General features: G+C 61.0%; 19 protein-coding genes. 9 read left to right on the top strand and 10 right to left on the bottom strand.

Features of this window, described 5'->3' with window-relative positions:
- Window positions 1–598: 598 nt before the first annotated feature.
- A complete protein-coding gene (locus tag LJY18_RS08810; RefSeq protein WP_238041435.1) occupies window positions 599–1,432 on the bottom strand; it encodes a TatD family hydrolase in 834 nt (277 codons plus the stop codon).
- A 233-nt stretch (window positions 1,433–1,665) separates the two neighbouring features.
- Here LJY18_RS08810 and LJY18_RS08805 point away from each other — a divergent pair, with 233 nt between their 5' ends.
- Window positions 1,666–3,081: a transglycosylase SLT domain-containing protein gene (locus LJY18_RS08805; RefSeq protein ID WP_238041434.1), complete on the top strand. Its 1,416-nt coding sequence runs from the start codon at window positions 1,666–1,668 to the stop codon at window positions 3,079–3,081.
- Between the two features lie 99 nt (window positions 3,082–3,180).
- On the top strand, window positions 3,181–3,615 hold the full coding sequence (locus tag LJY18_RS08800) for a DoxX family protein (protein ID WP_238041433.1): 435 nt from the start codon (window positions 3,181–3,183) through the stop codon (window positions 3,613–3,615).
- 165 nt (window positions 3,616–3,780) lie between these two features.
- On the opposite strand, the gene thpR is transcribed toward LJY18_RS08800, so the two are convergent.
- Window positions 3,781–4,329: an RNA 2',3'-cyclic phosphodiesterase gene (thpR, locus tag LJY18_RS08795; protein WP_238041432.1), complete on the bottom strand. Its 549-nt coding sequence runs from the start codon at window positions 4,327–4,329 to the stop codon at window positions 3,781–3,783.
- Window positions 4,330–4,553: 224 nt separating this feature from the next.
- Between thpR and LJY18_RS08790 the strand changes: the two genes are divergently transcribed.
- On the top strand, window positions 4,554–4,862 hold the full coding sequence (locus LJY18_RS08790; RefSeq protein WP_238041431.1) for a class I SAM-dependent methyltransferase: 309 nt from the start codon (window positions 4,554–4,556) through the stop codon (window positions 4,860–4,862).
- A gap of 25 nt (window positions 4,863–4,887) precedes the next feature.
- On the opposite strand, the gene greB is transcribed toward LJY18_RS08790, so the two are convergent.
- From greB to LJY18_RS08775, 3 genes are read right to left on the bottom strand one after another with little or no spacing between them, the layout of a single operon-like run.
- A complete protein-coding gene (greB, locus tag LJY18_RS08785) occupies window positions 4,888–5,385 on the bottom strand; it encodes a transcription elongation factor GreB (protein WP_238041430.1) in 498 nt (165 codons plus the stop codon).
- A 34-nt stretch (window positions 5,386–5,419) separates the two neighbouring features.
- Window positions 5,420–7,924 carry an ABC transporter permease gene (locus LJY18_RS08780; protein ID WP_238041429.1) on the bottom strand — a complete coding sequence of 835 codons (2,505 nt, stop codon included), beginning with the start codon at window positions 7,922–7,924 and terminating at the stop codon, window positions 5,420–5,422.
- Window positions 7,924–8,607 (bottom strand): ABC transporter ATP-binding protein, encoded by a 684-nt coding sequence (locus LJY18_RS08775; RefSeq protein ID WP_238041428.1) that lies wholly within the window; start codon window positions 8,605–8,607, stop codon window positions 7,924–7,926. The genes LJY18_RS08780 and LJY18_RS08775 overlap by 1 nt, the downstream gene beginning before the upstream one ends.
- A 10-nt stretch (window positions 8,608–8,617) precedes the next feature.
- On the opposite strand from LJY18_RS08775, the gene LJY18_RS08770 reads away from it, so the two are divergent.
- From LJY18_RS08770 to LJY18_RS08760, 3 genes are all read left to right on the top strand, one after another.
- Window positions 8,618–9,223, top strand: coding sequence for an arylesterase (locus tag LJY18_RS08770; RefSeq protein ID WP_330872731.1), 606 nt, complete (start codon window positions 8,618–8,620; stop codon window positions 9,221–9,223).
- Window positions 9,224–9,281: 58 nt separating this feature from the next.
- The gene (locus tag LJY18_RS08765) at window positions 9,282–9,566 is read left to right on the top strand and encodes a hypothetical protein (RefSeq protein ID WP_238041426.1); all 285 of its coding nucleotides are present in this window, start codon (window positions 9,282–9,284) and stop codon (window positions 9,564–9,566) included.
- Between the two features lie 126 nt (window positions 9,567–9,692).
- The gene (locus LJY18_RS08760; protein WP_238041425.1) at window positions 9,693–10,676 is read left to right on the top strand and encodes a L,D-transpeptidase family protein; all 984 of its coding nucleotides are present in this window, start codon (window positions 9,693–9,695) and stop codon (window positions 10,674–10,676) included.
- Window positions 10,677–10,885: 209 nt separating this feature from the next.
- Here the strand turns inward: LJY18_RS08760 and LJY18_RS08755 are convergent, their stop codons facing one another.
- The 3 genes from LJY18_RS08755 to metH all read right to left on the bottom strand — a co-directional run bounded on the left by LJY18_RS08755 (window position 10,886) and on the right by metH (window position 15,880).
- Window positions 10,886–11,023 (bottom strand): hypothetical protein, encoded by a 138-nt coding sequence (locus LJY18_RS08755; protein ID WP_238041424.1) that lies wholly within the window; start codon window positions 11,021–11,023, stop codon window positions 10,886–10,888.
- A 328-nt stretch (window positions 11,024–11,351) separates the two neighbouring features.
- Window positions 11,352–11,717, bottom strand: coding sequence for a RidA family protein (locus LJY18_RS08750; RefSeq protein WP_238041423.1), 366 nt, complete (start codon window positions 11,715–11,717; stop codon window positions 11,352–11,354).
- A gap of 446 nt (window positions 11,718–12,163) precedes the next feature.
- Window positions 12,164–15,880, bottom strand: coding sequence for a methionine synthase (metH, locus tag LJY18_RS08745; protein ID WP_238041422.1), 3,717 nt, complete (start codon window positions 15,878–15,880; stop codon window positions 12,164–12,166).
- A 156-nt stretch (window positions 15,881–16,036) separates the two neighbouring features.
- Between metH and LJY18_RS08740 the strand changes: the two genes are divergently transcribed.
- Window positions 16,037–18,316, top strand: a complete 2,280-nt coding sequence (locus tag LJY18_RS08740) for a fatty acid cis/trans isomerase (RefSeq protein WP_238041421.1) — start codon at window positions 16,037–16,039, stop codon at window positions 18,314–18,316.
- A 62-nt stretch (window positions 18,317–18,378) separates the two neighbouring features.
- Here the strand turns inward: LJY18_RS08740 and LJY18_RS08735 are convergent, their stop codons facing one another.
- Both LJY18_RS08735 and LJY18_RS08730 read right to left on the bottom strand, forming a co-directional pair.
- Window positions 18,379–18,795 carry a universal stress protein gene (locus tag LJY18_RS08735; protein WP_238041420.1) on the bottom strand — a complete coding sequence of 139 codons (417 nt, stop codon included), beginning with the start codon at window positions 18,793–18,795 and terminating at the stop codon, window positions 18,379–18,381.
- A 157-nt stretch (window positions 18,796–18,952) separates the two neighbouring features.
- Entirely contained in the window at window positions 18,953–19,714 is a 762-nt protein-coding gene (locus LJY18_RS08730) for a DUF1223 domain-containing protein (RefSeq protein ID WP_238041419.1), read from the bottom strand.
- Between the two features lie 144 nt (window positions 19,715–19,858).
- Here LJY18_RS08730 and nfuA point away from each other — a divergent pair, with 144 nt between their 5' ends.
- Entirely contained in the window at window positions 19,859–20,443 is a 585-nt protein-coding gene (nfuA, locus tag LJY18_RS08725; protein WP_238041418.1) for a Fe-S biogenesis protein NfuA, read from the top strand.
- A 192-nt stretch (window positions 20,444–20,635) separates the two neighbouring features.
- A complete protein-coding gene (locus LJY18_RS08720; protein WP_238041417.1) occupies window positions 20,636–21,634 on the top strand; it encodes a response regulator in 999 nt (332 codons plus the stop codon).

Here is a 21,634-nt window from a genome sequence, read left to right as displayed (position 1 = left end):
CGAGGCGTTGGCCCTGGCCCAGGTCGATGACTTCGGCGCCGATCAAGCCGTCTTGCGTCGACAGCGGGTCATGCTCCAAGGCTACCCAGCCGCGAGCCCGGCTAAGACTGGCGCCCTGGTTATTGGCCAGCGGGGGTGTCTGGCCATCGGCAAATTGCAGCAGTTGTGCTCCGCCTGGCAGCGGCTGACCTGCCGGCCAGGCACTCAGCAGCCTGGCCTGCGCTTGCGCGGCACTCTTGGCCGCATCGACGCGTACCTGTTGTTCCAGTTGCAGGGCATACAGCACCAGCAGCAGGGTGGTGAAGAAGGCCACGGCGTTGACGGCCCAGAACTTGTATTTGAGTGAAAGGTCGCGAACCCAAGAGCCCATGGTGTCTTCTTCTGATGGCGGCGAAAGTGGTATTGGCAAAGTGCCGCTACTGTCTCGCGAAACTGCAATGCGCCTGTTGATCTCTATCAACAGGACGCTCCGTCCTTGTTAACGACTGCTCTTGGGTGGACTTTAGAAAATGCCCAATTCTGGTTAAGCGTTGCGCAGGCTAGAGCCGTTGGCCCTGTGAGGAGTCTGGGCGTCTTCGACGAAGCGCTGTCGCACGCTTCAGTTGTCCTCGCGCTCGGCAGTGGTATCGACAACGACCGGCAGGCTGAAGAACTGCCTGGCGCAGGCGGTGCTGTGCGCCGCCAGGGTTTCCAGGCTTTCGTTGCGGTGCAGCGCCACCTCCCTGAGTACCTCGGTCAGAAAGGCGGGTTCGTTGCGGCCATTTTTCGGTTTCGGCCGCAGGCTGCGTGGCAGCAGGAACGGCGAGTCGGTTTCCAGCATCAGCCGGCCGACCGGAATTTCCCGCACCAACGGGTGCAGGTGAGTGCCACGACGCTCGTCGCAAATCCAGCCGGTGATGCCGATATGCAAATCGAGGTCGAGGTAGTTGAACAGGGCGCGTTTTTCTCCGGTGAAGCAGTGCACCACCGCAGCGGGCAAGCGGTCGCGGTAGTCACGCAGGATCTCCAGCAGGCGCTGATCGGCGTCACGCTCATGGAGAAACACTGGCAGTTGCAGGTCGACGGCCAGGGCCAGGTGTTCCTCGAGTACTTTTTCCTGTTGCGGGCGTGGGGAAAAATCACGATTGAAGTCGAGTCCGCATTCACCGACGGCGCGCACCTGTGGCTCACGCAGCAAAGCCTGCAGTTGCTTGGCGCTGTCGGCGTTCCAGCTGCTGGCGTCGTGCGGATGGATGCCGGCGGTGCTGAACAGGCGCTGGCCGTTTTCATCCAGCTGGCGGCACAGTTCCAGAGCCTGTTCGCTTTGTTCGAGGCTGGTGCCGGTCAGCAGCAACTGGCAGACACCGGCCGCGTAGGCGCGGGCGAGCAGGGCTTCAGCCTGTTCGGCGAGGCTTGGATGAGTCAGGTTGACGCCAATGTCGATGAGTTGCATGGTGCGACCTATGGTTTGGGGATGGCAGCATAGCAGAGCTTTTTTGATTTAAAAAAAGCTATAAATTACAGTTATTTATAGCGTCTTTGTAATGTTAAGTAGTTCCTTGGGCTGGTATCCGAAAGCGAGCTGTGCGAATCTCCGCGCCCCACGCATTCCTGGTACTTGGCGAGCGCTGCGGTAGTCTCACTCGGCCAATGCCGCCTGGTGGCCGCCCTTGCCGTGGAGACTCGATGTCGCGCCCGCTGCTTTTGTTCTGTGTTTTGCTGTTGCTGCCGTTGTCGGCTGCTGCACGTGTGGCTGGGCCGCCGGAGGTCCGGCAGCCGACCCAGGCGCGTGATCTGGCGAGCATTCGCAGCAGCGGTGAACTGCGTGTGCTGGTCAACCAGAGCCGTAATAGCTCCGGTGAAATCAAAGGCCAGAGCATTGGGGTGGAATACCATCGCTTGCGTGCATTCGAGCAGTATCTCAATCGTAATGCCCGCGATGGCCGCGCGCTCAAGCTGACGATTATTCCCAAAGCCAAGGACCAGCTGCTCGCTGCCTTGCAGCGTGGCGAGGGCGATCTTGTCGCGCCAGGGGAATTGCTCAGTGTGCTTGGTGGCAACGGTATCAGCGCCAGTGCGGCGATCCGCAGCAATGTTCCCTTGATCATAGTGGCGCGTCAGGGCGATCGGCGTTATCAGAGTCTCGAGCAGATGGCCGGGCGCAGCCTGGCCTTGGCGGCCGGTAGCGCAGCGGGCGTTGCCGTGCAGGCGTTCAACCAGAAACTGCTGCAGGACAAGCGACCTCCGATCATCATCGAGTGGGTCGACCCCAGCCTGGCCGTCGAGGACGTGTTGGAAATGGTGCAGGCTGGTATCTATAGCATCACCGCGGTGGAGCAGCCGATTGCCGAGCGCTGGGCCAAGGTCATGCCCAAGTTGCGCCTGGAGCCGCACCTGGTGCTGGCCAGGGACGGCAACATGCGTTGGTACCTGCGACGTGAAGCACCGATGCTCGGCGCCAGTGTCGACCGCTTCCTGGCGGCCTATCGCGATCCGGCCGATCTGGATGGTGCCTTTCAGCGAGTCTACCGGCGCCTCTACAGGGTGCATTACCCGCTCGGACGAACCGAGCGCCAACGCCTGGAGAAGGTGCGCCCGGTGCTGCAGCGGCATGCCGCGCAGCAGGACTTCGATTGGCTGTTCCTGGCGGCGCTGGCGTTCAAAGAGTCCACCCTCAATCCGGCGGCGCGGGGGGCCGGTGGTGCCACCGGCTTGATGCAGATAACCCCGGGCGCGGCGCGCACTGTCGGGATCGCCAATATCGGCGTGTTGGAGAACAACGTGCAAGCCAGCGCCAAGTACCTGGCGATGATCCGGCGCAACTTCTTCAACAGCCCCCAGCTCAACGAGCGCGAGCGCATGGCCTTTGTGCTGGCGGGTTACAACATGGGGCCACAGCGGGTGCAGAGCATGCGTGCCGAGGCGCGCCGACGAGGCCTGAACCCCAATCAGTGGTTCTTTCAGGTCGAGCGGATCGCCATGGAGCAGGTCGGGATGGGCGTGGTCAGTTATGTCAGCAGTGTGAACAAGTACTACCTTGCCTATGACCGCGAGCGTTATTTGCTGGAGCCGCAGAAGGCAGTGGTGGGTGTGCGTAATTGATCTATTTATACGATACCAACAAGCGACTTTATCGGCTTTTAGTATCTGATAATTAGTTTATTCTTTGCTCCATCACCTCACTCACAAGGATTTCAGCCCATGAACACCCTGATCAGATCTGTCGTCGCTACTCAAGCAGGTTACGGCCTGACCATTTTACGCATCATCGCTGGCCTGACTTTTGCGGCGCATGGTTCGCAGAAGTTGTTTGGCTGGTTCGGCGGTTATGGTCTGGCGGGTGTCGGTCAGTGGATGGAGAGCATCGGCCTGGCACCGGGCTATCTGATGGCATTGTTGGCTGGCAGCGCTGAGTTCTTTGGCGGCCTGGCGTTGATCGTCGGCCTGCTGGCTCGTCCGGCGGCGGCAGTGCTGGCGGTAACCATGCTGGTGGCGATTGTCACCGTACACATGGCCAACGGCTTCTTCATGAGCAACAACGGCTATGAATTCGCCTTGGCATTGCTGGTGATAAGCCTGGCAGTTCTGATCGAGGGCGCAGGCAAGCTGTCGCTGGACAAGCAAATCGCCGGCTAAGCAACTCGGCCGAACCTAACGGGCGCCGCCCTGCGGTTCCCATCTCAGAAAAATGCCGCTTTCCTGCCAAGGGAAGGCGGCATTTTTATTGAGTGAACAGCACGGCACCTACGGATCTCCTGTGCTGCTATTGAGCGCAGGGCGAGGCAACTGGTGGGCGCCGGTTTATTCCGCGGTGAAACTTCCCTCTTGCTCGTCGCGCAATAATGGCCAGGTGTGCAGCTGCCGATAATGGGTGCCGCGTGCGTTCTGCTCGGATGCGAACAGGGAAAACCGGGATACCGGCCAATCGAAGGATGGGTTCGCGTCGATTGCTTGCGTGGGGCAGTGCCGCAGCAGGCTGAGATGAGCGCGAAAAGGTCGGCTGTCCAGCTGGATCGCGGCACTGCTCAGGTTGCTGTACAGCTGCTCAACCAGCTCCAGCAATGCCTCCGGTGTGTGGCTCGGAGCCAGGTACAGCAGGCCATTGCGCTGCCGTCCGAGGCGATCCAGATGCAGGTCGAATGCCGTAGCGCGTACTTCGCCCGCCAGGTCTTGCATCTGGGCAACGCGAGCGCACGGTTGCTGGCCAAGAAATGCCAGGGTCAGGTGCAGGTTGGCTGTTGCGACTGGGCGGCCGGGCAGGTGCAGGCTGCTGCGCCAAGTGGCGATGCCCTCGGCCAGTTCAGGCGGGCAACCCAGAGCAAAGAACAGGCGCAGAACATCGTTTTTCATGGCTTTCGATTCCCATGCGCGGCGCTGTCTTGACAGTATTGCGCAGGCTTCTCTAGGATGCTGACCCATGCGCCGATTTAAACAGCTACTTGCGGGGCGCCGAGTTACTTGCAGACTGCAAGGCTCTGAGAAGTACTCTGCGGAGGCTTCGAAATACCGCTAAAGCGCTGGTTCGGTGTCGCCTCTCACCTGCCCGGCGGGATTCATGAGGCGGAGACATGAGCATGAGTTGTCCCCAATCGCTGACTCGCTTGGCCCCGATCACTTCCGGGCTGAGTCAAGGCAATCCGAAAATTCTCCTGGGCGGCAGTCACCAGCCGACCCTGCTGCGCTATCTCGACGGCTGGCCCAAGCGCTGGGGCGGGCCGCGCGCCTTTCTGATCCACTTCGTCGATGACCATCAGGGGTTGGCGCGCTTCGCCAGCGACAGCTTCGATATGGCCGTGCTGCAAGCACCCAGTGCCGAGGATCTGCACGCCACCGTGCATGAGTTGACGCGGGTCGCCCGGCAGGGCTTGATCACCCGGCGTTGAATCTAGTCTCGTGCGGCTCCCGCCATCACGGGTACTCGATGGCGATCACGTACCAGGTCTTTTCACCGGTCGGGGTTGGCACCCGGACTTCGGCATCCAGGGCCTTGCCAACCAGGGCGCGGGCCAGGGGCGAGTCGATGCTGATCAGGTTGAGTTTCAGCTCCAGCTCATCCGGGCCGACAATCCGATAGCGTGACTCGTTGCCGTTCTCGTCTTCGAGGGTGACCCAGGCACCGAAGTAGACCTTGTCGGCATCGCTGGGGCGGCTGCTGACCACTTTCAGGCTTTCCAGACGCTTGGTGAGAAAGCGCACGCGACTGTCGATCTCGCGCAGCATTTTCTTGCCGTAGGTGTATTCGGCGTTTTCCGAACGATCACCTTGTGCGGCCGCTTCACTGACCGACTGCGTGACCTGGGGCCGACGTACGTGCCAGAGCTCGTGCAGTTCGGCGCGCAGGCGTGCTTCGCCTTCTGGGGTGATCAGTGGCGTGCCGGCAGAGCGGGGTGGACGATAGCGACTCATATAACTGCTGTCTGGCCGATAAAGCGCGAGTCTATCAGCCCTCGCGTAGCACCGTCAGCGGGCTGACATTCAACGCACGACGAGTGCCGAGCACGCCAGCGCCACCCACCAGCAGTGCGCCGATTGGCGGCAGGAGCAATAGCCAGGGGTGAGCGTGCCAGGCCAGGTCGAAGGCGAAGCGGTACAGCAGGAAACTGATCAATTCGCAGCCGATGGCCGCCAGCAGGCCACTGATTGCACCAAGCAGGGCAAACTCGCTCCGTCGCGACCTGACCAGTAATTTGCGTTCTGCGCCCAGCGCGCGCAGCAAGGCGCCTTGGCGGATGCGCTCGTCGAGGGTGGCCTGCAATCCGGCGAACAGCACCGCCAGGCCGGCGGCGAGCACGAACAGCAAGACGAATTCGATGGCCAGGGTGACCTGGGCCAGGATGCTGCGCAGTTGCGCGAGCAGGGCTTCGACTTGCAGCAGGGTGACCGCGGGGAAGGCGCGTGACAGTTCGACCAATTGCCGTTCCTGCTGGGCGGGCAGGTAGAAGCTGGTCAGGTAGGTGACCGGCAGGTCCTGCAGGGTGCCGGGCTCGAAGATCATGTAGAAGTTGGGCTTGAAGTTGTTCCAGTCGACTTGGCGCAGGTTGCTGACCCGCGCATCGCGGTCGAGGCCGCCGACATTGAAGCGTAAGCGATCGCCCAGTTTGAGCTTCAGGCTCTTGGCCAGTTCCGACTCGACCGAGACGCCCGGCAAGTCGTCGGTTGTGGAGGGGGTCCACCAATCGCCAGCGAGCAGCTCATTACCCTCCGGCAGATCGGCTGACCAGGTCAGGCTGAGGTCACGGCGAACGGCGCGCTCGCCCTGGGATTCCTTGCTGACGATTTGCCGTACCGGCTCGCCATTGATCATGGTCAGGCGACCGGGCACCACAGGGTAGAGCGGGGCAGGGTGGGGCGAGAGCTCGGCCAGGCGCGCGGCGAACGCATCCTTGTCGGCCGGTAAGACATTCAGGGCGAAATGATTGGGCGCCTGCTCGGGGAGTTGATTCTGCCAGGTATCGAGCAAGTCGCCGCGCAGCAGGGCGATCAGTGACATGGCCAGGAGGATTAGGCCGAATGCCAGGGCTTGTCCGGCGGCGGCCAAGGGGTAGCGCAACAGCTGGCCGAGCCCCAGGCGCCAGTGCAGTGAAGAACGGGCCAGCAGGCGACGCAGGCTTTGCAAACCGAGCAGGAGCAGGCCGCCGAGCAGCAGGGCGGCAACCAGGCCGCCGCCGAGCAGGGCGAAGGTCAGTTGCAGGTCCAGGCTCAGGCGCCACATGATCAGGCCGAGGGCAAACAGGGCCGCGCCATACACCAGCCAGGAGCTGGCGGGCACAGGTAGCAGGTCGCGACGTAGTACGCGTAGCGGCGGCACCCGGCCAAGGGCGGCCAGGGGTGGCAGGGCGAAACCGGCGAGGGCGACCAGGCCGGTGGCGATGCCGGCGAGCGCTGGCCATAAACCGCCCGCCGGGATCTGCGCGGGTAACAGACCCTGCAGCAGGTAGAACAGACCGTGCTGGGCAAGCCAGCCGAGCAGGGCGCCGATCAGGCTGGCGCCGAACCCGAGCAGGGCCAGTTGCAGGCTGAACAGACCCAGCGCTTGATTGCGCGACAGGCCAAGGCAACGCAGCAAGGCACTGGCATCGAAGCGCCTGGCGGCGAAGCGCGCGGCCGAAAGGGCTACCGCAACCCCGGCAAGCAACACGGCCGCCAGGCTGGCGATGTTCAGGTAGCGTTCGGCACGACCCAGGGCGCTACCGATTTGCCGATTGCCGTCGCGGGCATCTTCGAGGCGCTGGTTGGCCGCCAGATTGGGGGCGATTGCTTGTCGGTAAGTGCTCAGGGCTTCTGGCGTGCCACGCCAGAGCTCGCGGTAACGCACTCGGCTGCCCGGTTGAACCACGCCAGTAGCGGCCAGGTCATCCAGGTGTATCAGCACGTGCGGGGTCAGACTGTAGAAGTCACCGGCGCGATCCGGTTCGTAGGTCAGGACCCGACGCAGGATCAGGGTTTTCGAGCCGACCTCTATGGCATCGCCAACGCTCAGTTCAAGCGCTGCGAACAAGCGCGCCTCGGCCCAGGCCTCGCCAGGCTGCGGACCGGGGCCGGTTTGCTCGGGTTCGTAGGGGGCCGCCGCACTTTTCAACTGGCCACGCAGGGGGTAAGCACTGTCAGCGGCTTTGACGCTGGCCAGTTGGATGCCGGCATCGCTGGCAATCACACTGGAAAATTCGACCACTTGAGCGTGATCCAGCCCCAGCTGGGTGCCGCGACTGATCTGTTTCTGGGTGGCGGGCGAACTGCCGCTGAGCCGCAGGTCGGCGCCGAGGAACTCGGTTGCACGCATCAACATGCCATCGTTCAGTCGCGCGCTGAAATAGCCGATCGCGGTGCTGGCTGCGACTGCTACCAACAGGGCGAAAAACAGCACGCGCAACTCGCCGGCGCGGGCGTCGCGCAGCAGCTGGCGGGTCGCCAACGAGAGCAATCGAGTAAACGGCAAGTGAGTCATCAGGGTTCCACGTGGTCGACTAGATGACCGCCTTCGAGGCGAATCAGGCGTTGGCAGCGATGGGCCAGGCGTTCGTCATGGGTCACCAGAACCAGAGTAGCGCCGCGTTCCCGGTTAAGCTCGAAGAGCAGGTCGCTGATGCGTTCGCCCGTGTGACTGTCGAGGTTGCCGGTGGGCTCGTCGGCGAACAGCACGTCCGGTTCTGCCACAAAGGCGCGGGCAATGGCCACGCGCTGCTGCTCGCCACCGGAGAGCTGACGCGGGTAATGGGTCAGGCGCTGGCCCAGGCCGACCCGTTCGAGCAGGGCACGGGCGAGCTCGCGGGCGTCGGCATGGCCTTCCAGCTCCAGTGGCAGCATGACGTTCTCCAGGGCGTTGAGGCTGTCGAGCAACTGGAAGGATTGAAAGACGAAGCCGACATGCTCGGCGCGCACCCGGGCACGCTGGTCTTCATCCAGTGCGCCGAGGTCGTGGCCGGCCAAGGCGACAGCGCCGCCACTCGGCAGATCGAGGCCGGCAAGCAGGCCGAGCAGGGTCGACTTGCCCGAGCCCGAGCTGCCGACGATGGCCAGGCTATCGCCCTTGTTCAGCGCCAGGGACAGGTCATGGAGTATGGTCAACTCGCCTTCCGCGCTGGCAACCACTTTGCTAAGGTTGCGGGCGGTAAGAATGCTTGAGCTCATGGGGAATCCAATGCGTGCAGGGTTAATGAGTGCGATTTTTACCCTGTTGTGCTGGGGGCAGGTCGCGCTGGCGGACACCGTGCTGGTCGTTGGCGATAGTATCAGCGCGGCTTTCGGCCTGGATACCCGTCAGGGTTGGGTCGCTTTGCTGGAAAAACGCCTGGCCGAGCAGGGTTATGAGCACCAGGTGGTGAACGCCTCGATCAGTGGCGATACCAGTGCAGGCGGCGCTGCGCGGCTGCCTGGACTGCTTGTCGAGCACCAGCCGAACCTGGTCATTTTGGAGCTGGGCGGCAACGATGGCTTGCGTGGCCAGGCCCCTGCTCAATTGCAACAGAATCTTGCGTCGATGATTGAGCAGGCGCAGACCGCTGGGGCCAAGGTGCTGCTGTTAGGGATGCGCTTGCCGCCCAACTACGGCGTGCGCTACACGACCGCTTTTGCCCAGGTGTTTGCCAGCTTGGCGGAGGAGAAGCAGGTGGCCTTTGTCCCGTTCTTTCTTGATGGGGTAGGGGGCGTGCCTGGAATGATGCAGCGTGACGGTATTCATCCAGCCGCCGCTGCTCAGCCATTACTCCTGGAAAACCTCTGGCCGACCCTGCAGTCGCTGCTGTGACAGGCTTTTCCGCGAGCGGTCTTTCGGCTAATGTGGCGCCCCCGCCTAGGAGCCATCAATGCCGCGTTCTGCCTGGTCCTTGTACGCCTATCAACTGATCGAGCCAGACGAGCAGCTTGACCTGTTCGCCTGTCGTGAGGTGCGCGTGCATCTGGTCGCGCGCCAGCTCGAGCTGGGCGGTTTTGCCGATCGTACCTTGTGTGGCGGATTGTTGCCGGCACAGCCACTCTGGCGCGAGCTGGACAAGACCATGCTGCGCGACACGCGCCTGTGTTCGGCGTGCCGGACGACCCTCGACGCCCAGCGTCGCGGGCATCGGCCGCTCTGGTCTGGCCAGTTGTGAACAGATTTCGCCTGCGCTGAACCACTGAAGTGTGCTCACCCGTGGCGTCGGATCTTTTCCCAACGGCTGAGCGCCGATGTACAATCGCCCTGTCAATTGTCAGCCCTTTTCGTCAAGGATTTTCGGATGTTGTCGCGCATTCCTGCCGTCGCCCGCTGCTTGTCACTCTGTGCGTTGTTCAGCGTCAACTCGGTGGTTGCCATGGAGTGGCCGTTACCACCGCCTGGCGACGATATTGTCGGTCAGGTGCGGGTGATCAAAGCCAAATACGAAGACACCTTTGCCGACCTTGGCATGGCCAACGACTTGGGTTATCTGGAAATGATTGCGGCCAACCCAGGGGTTGATGCCTGGCTGCCTGGTGAAGGCACGGAAATCATTCTGCCTACGCGTTTCATCTTGCCGCCAGGGCCGCGCGAGGGGATCGTGATCAATCTCGCCGAGTACCGGCTGTACTACTTCCCTAAAGGGCAGAACGTAGTGCACACCTATCCGCTGGGGATCGGTCGCGAGGGTTGGAGTTCGCCAGTAGCCGACGCACGGATCACCGCGAAGACGCCGAATCCTGGCTGGACCCCGCCGAAGTCGATTCTTGAGGAGCATGCGGCCGATAATGATCCGCTGCCGGCTTACGTGCCACCAGGACCGAATAACCCGCTGGGACCCTACAAGATGACCTTGTCGGTACCCGGTTACCTGATCCATGGCACCAACAAGAAGTTCGGTATTGGTATGCGCGTCAGCCATGGTTGTTTCCGCATGCTTAACCATAACGTACTGCAACTGGCTGAAATGGTGCCGGTCGGCACCTCGGTGCGCATCATCAACGAGCCATACAAATTTGGCTTGAGTAACGGCAAGGTGTATCTGGAAGCGCATGCGCCGCTTGACGACACGGGTGAGTCTTCCATTGTCGATCGACATGCTGCCGTGATCAATACACTGCTCAAACGTGAAGAGCTGGCCAACCTGCGCCTCGACTGGGATATGGTGCGCGAAGTGGTGGCGGCCGAAGACGGCTTGCCGGTACCCATCGCTCAGCCCGGTGCGGCAGTTGCCAGTAGAACCATCACCGAGAGCCTGTCATACAATCAATTTCTCTTGCAGTGAGGCGAAAATAGCTGCCCGGCAACCCTGCACCCCGATAATGCGGCCATTGCGCGTCAGGCGGCTGCGCTCTTCGGTCTCGATGTCGCGGGTATCGATATCATCTCGCCGGACATAACCCGGCCTGGCACGAAAACGTCGCAATCATCAATCAGGTCAACCCGGCGCCCGTGCTGGGTCAGAGTCTCAGCTCACTGCGGGTCATGCCGCAACTATTGGCGCGCTTGCTGGTAGCGCAGGGGCGTATAGGCATAGAGGCTTGCGTCGGCGCGGATCAGGCAATGGCGCTGGCGCGTCAGCTGTAGCAGGCCTGGCGGGACCAGGGTGTTGCCTGTTAGGTGACGATCCACAGCGTCACGCTCGACGCTTGCGGACGTGTGGTGCCCATGGCGCAGGAGAGGCTGTTCGCTCGCAGCGCTGCTGACGAGCCACTGCTAGAACTGCTTTACAGCGGCTCGCCTGTGGGCGCTCTGGATAGGTTCATGAGCAGTAGTGAGCAATTAGCCGCGTGATATCCGGGGGCTCCATAGCCAGCACGGAGCGAACTGATGAGGTGCTGGCATTCCTGCAGAATCTATCTGGCGAATCTGAGGTGATCAGGGGTGCCCGTCCTGTAGCCATCCTCCTGAAGTGGAGGGGCTGAGCCTCATTGCCTGAGCATGGCGATCATCAAGCGTACTACGCTATATAGCCTTCGCCGGCCGCGGCGACGAAGGAGATCTCGACTAAATAGTCGGGGTTAGCCAGTTCTGCTTTGACGCATGCTCGACTAGGCGCCGTGCCTTCTTCAAGCCAAGCGTCCCACAGCTCATTAAAAGCCGTCAGGTTGGTAAAGTTAGTGAGATAAATGGTCGCTGATAAAATGCGAGTCTTATCGCTGTGGATTTTTTTCAGCGACTGCTCTGCTTGAGCAAAAATCTGTTCAGCTTGTCCCTTGATATCGGCTTTAGTATCGGCGTCGGCTATTTCAACAAAGTGCGCGATGCCGTTGAATACGGTGATATCAGACCAGCGTTTTGTTGGGTTGATACGATGAATTTTCATATGTATGACTCCTTTGATTATCTTATTTACCGTTAGCATGTGCCGAGAAACGTCGGTTGGCGAAGTTCAGTTATGTACGGCATTTATTTACGTTTGATGAGTGGGCCAGGATGTGGTTTTTAACCCGTTCCGAGGGGGCAGCGAACAATCTTGCCCCTGTTGGGTGACAATGGGTCGCTATTGCCGCCGCTAGGGCGTTCTCCTTCTTAAGTAACGGGCGCATACGAGTGTTTAACATACGGCCGGGCGCTCACATTATATGTGAGCCGTAAGAACCATTGGCGTGGTACGTCATCAAGGCGTTATGCAGCACGCCTGGCAAGTTTTTTCTGATTACTGGCGATGGAGTAGTGGTTGCCGGCTATGCCTGTGTGCGTGTTCCATTCAATCTGTAGTAGAACGACAAGGCCCGCATATGCGGGCCTTGTCGTTTGGCAGGGCTTAACTCAGTTGTCATACCCCAGATTCGGCGCCAGCCAGCGTTCGCTGACATTCAAGGCCTGGTTCTTGCGCGCCGTATAGCTTTCCACCTGGTCTTTGTCGATCTTGCCGACGGCGAAGTATTGCGCCTGTGGGTGGGCGAAGTACCAGCCGCTGACCGAGGCGGCGGGGAACATGGCGTAGTGGTCGGTGAGGAACACGCCGCTGCGGCCGGCATGGCCTTCTTTGGCGGCGGGGTCCAGCAGCTCGAACAGGGTGCCTTTTTCAGTGTGATCCGGGCAGGCCGGGTAGCCGGGGGCAGGGCGGATGCCTTTGTAGGCTTCCTTGATCAGCTCCTCGTTGCTCAGCTGTTCGTCCGGCTCGTAACCCCAGTAGGTCTTGCGTACCTGCTGGTGCAGCCATTCGGCGCAGGCTTCGGCCAGGCGGTCGGCCAGGGCCTTGACCATGATCGAGTTGTAGTCGTCGCCGGCTTCCTGATAAGCCTTGGCCACTTCCTCGGCGCCGATGCCGGCGGTGGTGATAAAGCCGCCGACGTAATCGGTGAGGCCGCTGTCCTTGGGCGCGACGAAGTCGGCCAGGGAGAAGTTCGGTTTGCCGTCGGGCTTGATCGTCTGCTGGCGCAGGTGGTGCAGCTTGGCCAGCGGTTGGCCGTCATCGCCGTAGAGTTCCAGGTCGTCGTCCTGCACCTGGTTGGCCGGCCAGAAGCCGAATACGGCGCGAGCGCTGATCAGCTTTTCGTCGATCAGTTTTTTCAGCATGGCCTGGGCATCGGTGAACAGGTCGGTGGCGGCCTGGCCGACGACTTCGTCGGTGAGGATGCGCGGGTACTTGCCGGCCAGGTCCCAGGCGATGAAGAACGGTGTCCAGTCGATGTACTCGGCGAGGACGGCCAGGTCGATATCCTCCAGCACCTTGACCCCGGTGAAGGTCGGCACGCTGGGCTGATAAGTCGCCCAATCGAATTTGGGTTTGCTCTCGATCGACTTGGCATAGCTCAGGCGTTCGGTGCGGGCGCCGCGGTTGGCAGTGCGCTCGCGCACCTGGATGTAGTCGAGGCGGGTGCGCTCGATGAAGCCGGCTTTCAGCTCCTTGGACAGCAACTGGGTGGCCACGCCGACCGCGCGCGAGGCGTCGGTGACGTAAATCACCGCGTCGTTCTGGTATTTGGGCTCGATCTTCACTGCGGTGTGGGCTTTCGAGGTGGTGGCGCCGCCGATCATCAGCGGCAGGCTGAAGCCCTGGCGCTGCATCTCGCGGGCGACGTGGACCATCTCGTCGAGCGATGGGGTGATCAGACCGGACAGGCCGATAATGTCGCACTTCTCTGCGATGGCGGTCTGCAGGATCTTTTCCGCCGGCACCATGACGCCAAGGTCGACGATGTCGTAGCCATTGCAGCCCAGGACCACGCCGACGATATTCTTGCCGATGTCGTGCACGTCACCCTTGACCGTGGCCATGAGGATCTTGCCCTTGGCTTCCGGTTTGTCGCCTTTTTCCTCTTCGATAAAGGGAATCAGGTGGGCCACGGCCTGTTTCATCACGCGCGCCGATTTCACCACCTGGGGCAGGAACATTTTGCCCGAGCCGAACAGGTCGCCGACGATATTCATGCCCGACATCAGTGGGCCTTCAATCACTTCGATCGGCCGCTTGAAGCCCTGCCGCGATTCTTCGGTGTCTGCGACGATATGCGTAGTGATGCCCTTGACCAGCGCGTGCTCGAGGCGCTTGTTGACGTCCCAGGTGCGCCACTCCTCTGTTTCGACTTCCTTGACGCTGCCATCGCCCTTGTAGTTGTCGGCAATGGCCAGCAAGGCCTCGGTGCCGTTCGGTGTACGGTTGAGCACCACGTCTTCGACCACGTCGCGCAGTTGCTTGGGAATCTCGTCGTAGATTTCCAGCTGGCCGGCGTTGACGATGCCCATGGTCAGGCCATTCTGGATCGCGTAGTAGAGGAACACCGAGTGGATCGCCTCACGTACCGGGTTGTTGCCGCGGAACGAGAACGACACGTTGGACACGCCGCCCGAGGTCAAGGCGTGGGGCAGGTGGTCGCGGATGTAGGCGCAGGCTTCGATGAAGTCCACGGCGTAGTTGTTGTGTTCCTCGATGCCGGTGGCAATGGCGAAGATGTTCGGATCGAAGATGATGTCTTCCGGCGGGAAGCCGACCTCATCGACCAGGATGTCGTAGCTGCGCTTGCAGATCTCGCGCTTGCGCGCGGCAGTGTCGGCCTGGCCGTCTTCATCGAAGGCCATCACCACCACGGCGGCGCCGTAGCGCTTGCACAATTTGGCATGCTGCTTGAACTGCTCGACGCCTTCTTTCATCGAGATCGAGTTGACGATGCCCTTGCCCTGAATGCATTTCAGGCCGGCTTCGATCACCTCCCACTTGGAGGAGTCGATCATGATCGGCACCCGGGAAATGTCCGGCTCGCCGGCGATCAGGTTCAAGAAGGTGACCATGGCCTTCTTCGAGTCGAGCATGCCCTCGTCCATGTTGATGTCGATCACCTGGGCGCCGGATTCCACCTGCTGCAGGGCGACTTCCAGGGCTTCGGTGTAGTTGTCATCGCGGATCAGGCGGGCGAACTTGGCCGAGCCGGTGATGTTGGTGCGTTCGCCGACGTTGATGAACAGCGAGTTGCGATCGATGGTGAAGGGTTCCAGGCCGGACAGGCGACAGGCCTTGGCAATCTCGGGGATGGCGCGCGGCGGGTACTTGGCCACTGCTTCGGCAATCGCCTGGATATGCGCCGGGGTGGTGCCACAGCAGCCGCCGACGATATTGAGAAAACCGCTCTGGGCGAATTCCTCGATTACCGCCGCGGTTTGCGCCGGGGTTTCATCATATTCACCGAAGGCATTCGGCAGGCCGGCGTTGGGGTGCGCAGAAACAAAGGTTTCGGCCTTGTTCGACAGCTCCTCCAGATAGGGGCGTAGATCCTTGGCCCCCAGTGCGCAGTTCAGGCCCACGGAAATTGGCTTGGCATGGCGCACCGAGTTCCAGAAGGCTTCGGTGGTCTGCCCGGACAGGGTGCGACCGGAGGCGTCGGTGATGGTGCCGGAGATCATGATCGGCAGCTCGACGGCGTCGTCCTCGAACACCTGTTGTACGGCGAAGATCGCCGCCTTGGCGTTAAGGGTGTCGAAGATGGTCTCGATCAGGATCAGATCCGCGCCGCCTTCGATCAGGCCGCGGGTCGCTTCGCTGTAGTTTTCCACCAGCTCGTCGAAGGTGACGTTACGGTAGCCGGGGTTATTGACGTCGGGTGACAGCGAGCAGGTGCGACTGGTAGGGCCCAGCACGCCGGCAACGAAACGCGGTTTGTCCGGGGTCTCGGCAGTTTTCGCATCGGCCACCCGACGCGCCAGGCGGGCGCCTTCAACGTTCAGTTCATAGACCAGTGCTTCCATGCCATAGTCGGCCTGGGATACCTGGGTGGCGTTGAAGGTGTTGGTTTCGAGAATGTCGGCGCCAGCATCCAGATAGGCCTTCTCGATGGCACCGATGACATCCGGGCGGCTGAGGATCAGCAGGTCGTTGTTGCCCTTCACGTCGCTCGGCCAGTCGGCAAAGCGCGCGCCACGGTAGTCCTCTTCCTCCAGTTTGTAGCTCTGGATCATGGTGCCCATGCCGCCGTCGAGGATCAGGATGCGTTCCTGCAGGGCTTGCTGAAGGGCGTGGAGACGGGCGCTGCGATCGGACAGGGACATGGCGGAACTACCTGAGCAAAGCTGACACAATGGGGATGCGCAATGATAACAAAGCTGCGCGCTTTTGCAGTGCTCCGGTGTTTTGCATGAATTTTGCTCATGTTGACCGTGCGGGGCGGTTAAACTCACCGGTACAGTCATCCTTGGAATCGGCTCATGCCATATCGCGCACTACTCGGTGCTTGCTTGTCGTTCATCAGCCTGCTGCTGTCGGCTGAGCCGATTTCCTACAGTCGCGATGTTCAACCGATCTTTACCCGCTATTGCGTGGCCTGCCATGCCTGCTACGACGCACCCTGCCAGCTCAATCTGGGCAGTGCCGAAGGTCTCGAGCGTGGGGCGAGCAAGTTGCCGGTATACGATGGCAAACGCCTCGCGGCGCAGGACACCAGTCGGCTGTTTCTTGATGCCCACGGGGCTGCGGCCTGGCGGCGCAAGGATTTCTTTTCGGTGCTCGAGCCGCAGAACAGTCAGGCGGCCTTGCTGACCCGCATGCTCGAACTGGGTCACGCTGAAGTACTAACCGCCAATGCCAAGCTGCCGGCGGACCTGGACATCAGCATCAGGCGTGACAATCAGTGTCCTCGGCCTGACCAATTCGCGGGCTTCGCCAGGAAAAACCCTCAAGCGGGCATGCCTTTCGCGGTTACCGGCCTGAGCGAGGTGGATTATCAAACCCTGCAGCGCTGGCTGGAGCAAGGCGCGCCCGTCGATCAGCAAGCACTCCAGGCGAGCAAGGCCGAGGCCGAGCAGGTCGCGACCTGGGAGCAGTTTCTCAACGCTCCGGGGGCGCGTGAAAGCCTGGTCTCACGCTGGCTGTACGAGCACCTGTTTCTCGCGCACCTGCATTTCAAGGGCGGCGAGCCAGGGCATTTCTTCCAGCTGTTGCGTTCGCGCACAGCGACTGGCCAACCGGTCGATCCCATTGCTACGCGTCGGCCGAACGAGGATCCGGGCGGCACCTTTTATTATCGTCTGGCGCCGGTCCAGGGCGTGATCGTACACAAGACCCACATGACCTATCCGCTCAGTGCGAACAAGCTGGCGCGAGTCAAAGCATTGTTCTTCGCCGACGACTGGCAGGTGGATGCGCTGCCCGGTTATGGCGCCCAGCGCCGCGCCAATCCGTTCGAGACGTTCGCGGCGATTCCGCCGCAGGCGCGCTATCAGTTCATGCTGGATAACGCCGAATATTTCGTGCGCACCTTTATCCGTGGCCCTGTGTGCCGCGGCCAGATTGCCACCGATGTGATCCGTGACAACTTCTGGGTGGTGTTCCAGGATCCGCGACATGATCTGTATATGGTCGATGCTCGCTACCGCGCCGAGGCGACGCCGCTGCTGGCCATGCCTGGCCAGTTCGACGATATCGGTAATCTGCTCAGTCTGTGGCGTATTTATCGCAACAGGCGCAACGCGTATGAGGTCCTGCGCAAGGACAGCTACGCCGCTGCGCCCGCACCCAGTTGGTCGCACATCTGGGCCGGTAACGACAATGCGCTGCTGACCATCTTCCGCCAGCACGATAGCGCCTCGGTGCGCAAAGGCCTGATCGGCGAAATCCCGCAGACGCTCTGGTGGATGGACTATCCGCTGCTTGAACGGGCCTATTATCAGTTGGTGGTCAATTTCGACGTGTTCGGCAACCTGTCTCATCAGGCGCAGACGCGTTTGTATTTCGACCTGATCCGTAACGGTGCCGAGCAGAACTTCCTGCGTCTGATGCCGGCCGACGCCCGCCAGGCGATCCTCGATGATTGGTATCAGTACAGTGGCCAGCTGAAGCTGTGGCTGGACTACCAACGCATCGATACCCATAGCCGGACAGCGCTGCAACTGCCTGCTGCAGACCCCAAACGGGGGTTTGCCGAGGCTCTCTTGAGCCGCTACGGCAGCCTCAACGCGCGGCCTGACCCGATCAGCCGTTGTAATGGCCTGCACTGTCATCGCGCTGGGCTGCCGGCCGAGATGCAGGCGGCCGAGCAGGCGCTGAGTCGCCTGACAGGAAAACCGGCCCGCGGGCTCAAGGTCATTCACCAGCTGCCGGAAGCGACCCTGCTGCGTGTCGAACTGGCCGACGGCACGCGTGAGGTCTATAGCCTGCTGCGCAACCGTGCGCACAGTAGCGTGGCCTTCATGTATGGCGAGGAACTGCGTTATCAGCCGGCGCTGGATACCCTGACCGTTTACCCGGGGGTACTGACCAGTTACCCGAACTTCATGTTCAGCCTCACTGCGCAGGAGGTTCCGGAATTCGTGCGCAGTATGGAGTTGGTGAGTGACGCCCAAGCGTTCGACACACTGGTCGGGCGCTGGGGGGTTCGTCGCAGTCACCCCGATTTCTGGCGCTATTTCCATGAGCTGTCGGCGTATATCCGCGAAACCGAGCCGATCGAGGCCGGCGTGCTGGATATGCACCGCTATGAAAACCTCTAAGCCCGGCGGTTAACACCACGGGCGTGCAGGTTAAGCTTTCGAATTGGCTCGTGCCTGCACGCTTAGCGCACTACCAGCACCGAAGCCTCGGAATAGGACGCAAAATACCCGGCGTTCGAGGCGAATAGGTGTTCCGCCAAGCCGGGAACATGGGACGCCATCACCACCAGGTCTGCACCACAATCCTTGGCCGCTTTGAGCAAGGTCTTGTCCAGGTCTACCGCCGGATCATGGCTGAAATAGGGAACCCCACTGACTTGTTTCAGCCCGTATCGCTCTGCCTGATCCAGAGTGAACTGTTGCAGTTTTTCCTTGAATTCCGTCGGATTGTGCGCGACTTCGGTTGGCGTGTTGGCCGATACGCTGATGTAACAGACCGGTATGTCATACAGCTTCGCCAGGTCTGCGCCGGTTCTCAGCGCTTTCTCGAGGCGGTCGATATAGGCGAGGTCGACGGGAATCATCATTTGCTTGTACATCGTGGGGAAGCTCCTTTTTCAGGCTATCGCGCCTGCAATTGCAGACGCATCGACTGTGCTTGGAGTATTGCAGAGGATTGAGCCGCACGCGGCCATACACCGACCTGACCGCGCCGCCATCCGAAATGATCTGTTGCAGAGGCGTTGTGCGGCCCTGCTATTGGCCATCTGTACCGGCAGTTACCAGCCAACCACCGACCGCCTGATAGGGCGCTGGTTGCCCTGGCGCGGTGAGCCAGGCGACCAATGCCTGCCGCTCGCCACGCGAGTCGGCGGCAAGACGGGTCTGCCAGTGATTCGTTGCACTGGCTCCAAGCTGTTGCAGGGTCAAGACCACGAAGTCATGGGTTAGCGTGCGCCCGGCATTTTCGCCTCGCACTACCGCGGTGCTCAGGCCGAAGCCCAGGCGTGCAACATGGGCCGTCAGATGGGCTGGAGCCGAAGGGGCTGGATTGAACGTCAGTTGCAGATTGTCGCCGTCAATCTCAAGCACCAGCCTGCCAACTGGCGGCGACGGTGTCTGCGCCAGTGGCAGCGGCTGACGCTGGAACCAGCCGCGCCACTCGTGGCCGGCCAGGATGAATTCCGGGGTATATACCCCTTTGCTGCCACCGTAGCGTGCATATGCCCGTTGCCGGGCGCTATAGCCTGGGTTGGCGAATGGATCCACCCAGCCAAGCTGGTCCCAGTAATCGACGTGGAATGCCAGGGGGATAACCTCGTTCCAAAGCGCTGCATGCTCGGTCAGAGCAGATAGCCAGCGTTCTGCCGGTGGGCACGAACTGCAACCTTGCGAGGTAAACAATTCCAGCACCGGCGTCGCTGTTTCGCTGCTGGTCATGCGTTGGCGGGGATCCGCGTGAACCGGCGTGCAGAGTACGCAGAGTGCGACCCAGAGGGCGGGGAACAGTAGTTTCATCAGCGGTCACCTCTGAGTGTCCAATGAGTGTTGGACTCGTGGGCGGGGGTGGCGTTACAGCAAAGCTATTCCGAGATAAACACTCGGGCTTTATTGAAGCCCGGAGGTTGGCGTACACTGCGACCATGTTTGCGAGGAGTTGCCATGAGCACCATTATCATTACCGACGCTGCCCACGACTATCTGGCTGATCTGCTGAGCAAGCAGAACACCACTGGTATTGGCATCCGTGTCTTCATAACCCAGCCGGGCAGCCAGTACGCCGAGACCTGCATCGCTTATTGCAAGCCGGGCGAGGAAAAGCCGGATGATACGGCGATAGCCCTGGCCAGCTTTACGGCCTGGATCGATGCGGTCAGCGAACCCTTCCTGGAAGATGCCGTGGTCGATTACGCGACCGATCGCATGGGCGGTCAGCTGACGATCAAGGCGCCAAATGCCAAAGTGCCGATGGTCAACGAAGACAGCCCGATCAACGAGCGCATCAGTTATTACCTGCAGACCGAGATCAATCCTGGGCTGGCCAGCCATGGCGGCGAAGTGAGTCTGATCGATGTGGTCGAAGACGGCATCGCGGTTCTGAAGTTTGGCGGTGGCTGCCAGGGTTGCGGGCAAGTCGACCTGACCCTCAAGGAAGGCATCGAGAAAACCCTGCTCGAACGCATCCCGGAGCTCAAAGGTGTGCGCGACGTAACCGACCACAGCAACAAGGAAAACGCCTACTACTGAGGCGCCTTTTCCAGTCGCTTCTACTAAAGGTGGCCATTGGCCACCTTTTTTGTTGCTATGTTTCCACCATTGCGGGGTGTTTTACCGTAAAACTAGCGATTACCGTAACGATGCAACGCATGGCGTATTGATACCGGCAACAACAGGTCCGCCGCGTTCCCGGCCGGCAGGCAACTATAGAAAGTGATGCGCATGACTGTCAGCACTCTGCTTATCTGTGACGACTCCAGTATGGCGCGCAAGCAATTGCTCCGTGCGCTGCCTGTCGACTGGCCTGTCGCCATAACGCAGGCGGCCAACGGCATGGAGGCCATGGCCATTCTGCGTCAAGGGCAGATCGATGTGATGCTACTCGACCTGACGATGCCCGAGATGGACGGCTATCAGGTGCTCGCTGCCTTGCAGGCCGAAGGCCTGACCTGCAAGGTCATTGTGGTGTCTGGCGATGTTCAGGAGCAGGCGATGCAGCGGGTCATGGCGCTCGGCGCGCTGGCCTTTGTGCAAAAGCCGGCTGATCCCGATCTGCTCAGACAAACCCTCGAGCGCCTTGAGTTACTTGGCAGCCGCGGCAGTGAACTGGCCGTGCATGCGGTCGGCGATGACTCCACCATCAGTTTTATCGATGCCTTTCGTGAGGTGGTCAACGTTGCCATGGGCCGCGCTGCCGCCTTGCTAGCCAAGCTGCTGGACGTGTTTGTGCAACTGCCGGTGCCGAATGTCAATCTGTTTGAAGTCGGCGAGCTGCACATGGCCCTGGCGGATGCCCAGCGCGGTGACGGGTTGACCGCCGTGTGCCAGGGGTTTATCGGCAGTGGCATCGCTGGTGAGGCGCTGCTGATTTTCCATGACTCGGAACTGGGCGAGATGGCCCGACTGATGAGTGGGTTCTCGTCCGAGTATTCCGAAATGGAAATGCTCCTAGACCTTTCCACTGTACTGATCGGCGCCTGCCTGAATGGTATTGCCGGGCAGATCGATGCGCAGTTTTCCCTCAGCCACCCCTCCGTATTGGGCGAGCATGCCTCGATCGAGGAATTGATCAAGCTCAACCGACCACGTTGGAAAACCACCCTGGCCGTGGAGATCAGCTACAGCATCGAAGGCCACCATATTCATTTCGACTTACTGCTGCTGTTTACTGAAGATTCGGTGGCGTTGCTTTCCAACAAGCTTGCTTACCTGATGAACTGA

This window comes from Pseudomonas sp. MMS21 TM103 (genome assembly GCF_022132145.1).
Classification (GTDB): Bacteria; Pseudomonadota; Gammaproteobacteria; order Pseudomonadales; family Pseudomonadaceae; genus Aquipseudomonas.
The sequence above is the reverse complement of the archived record's forward strand: the minus strand, read 5'-3'. Positions and strand labels throughout refer to the sequence as shown.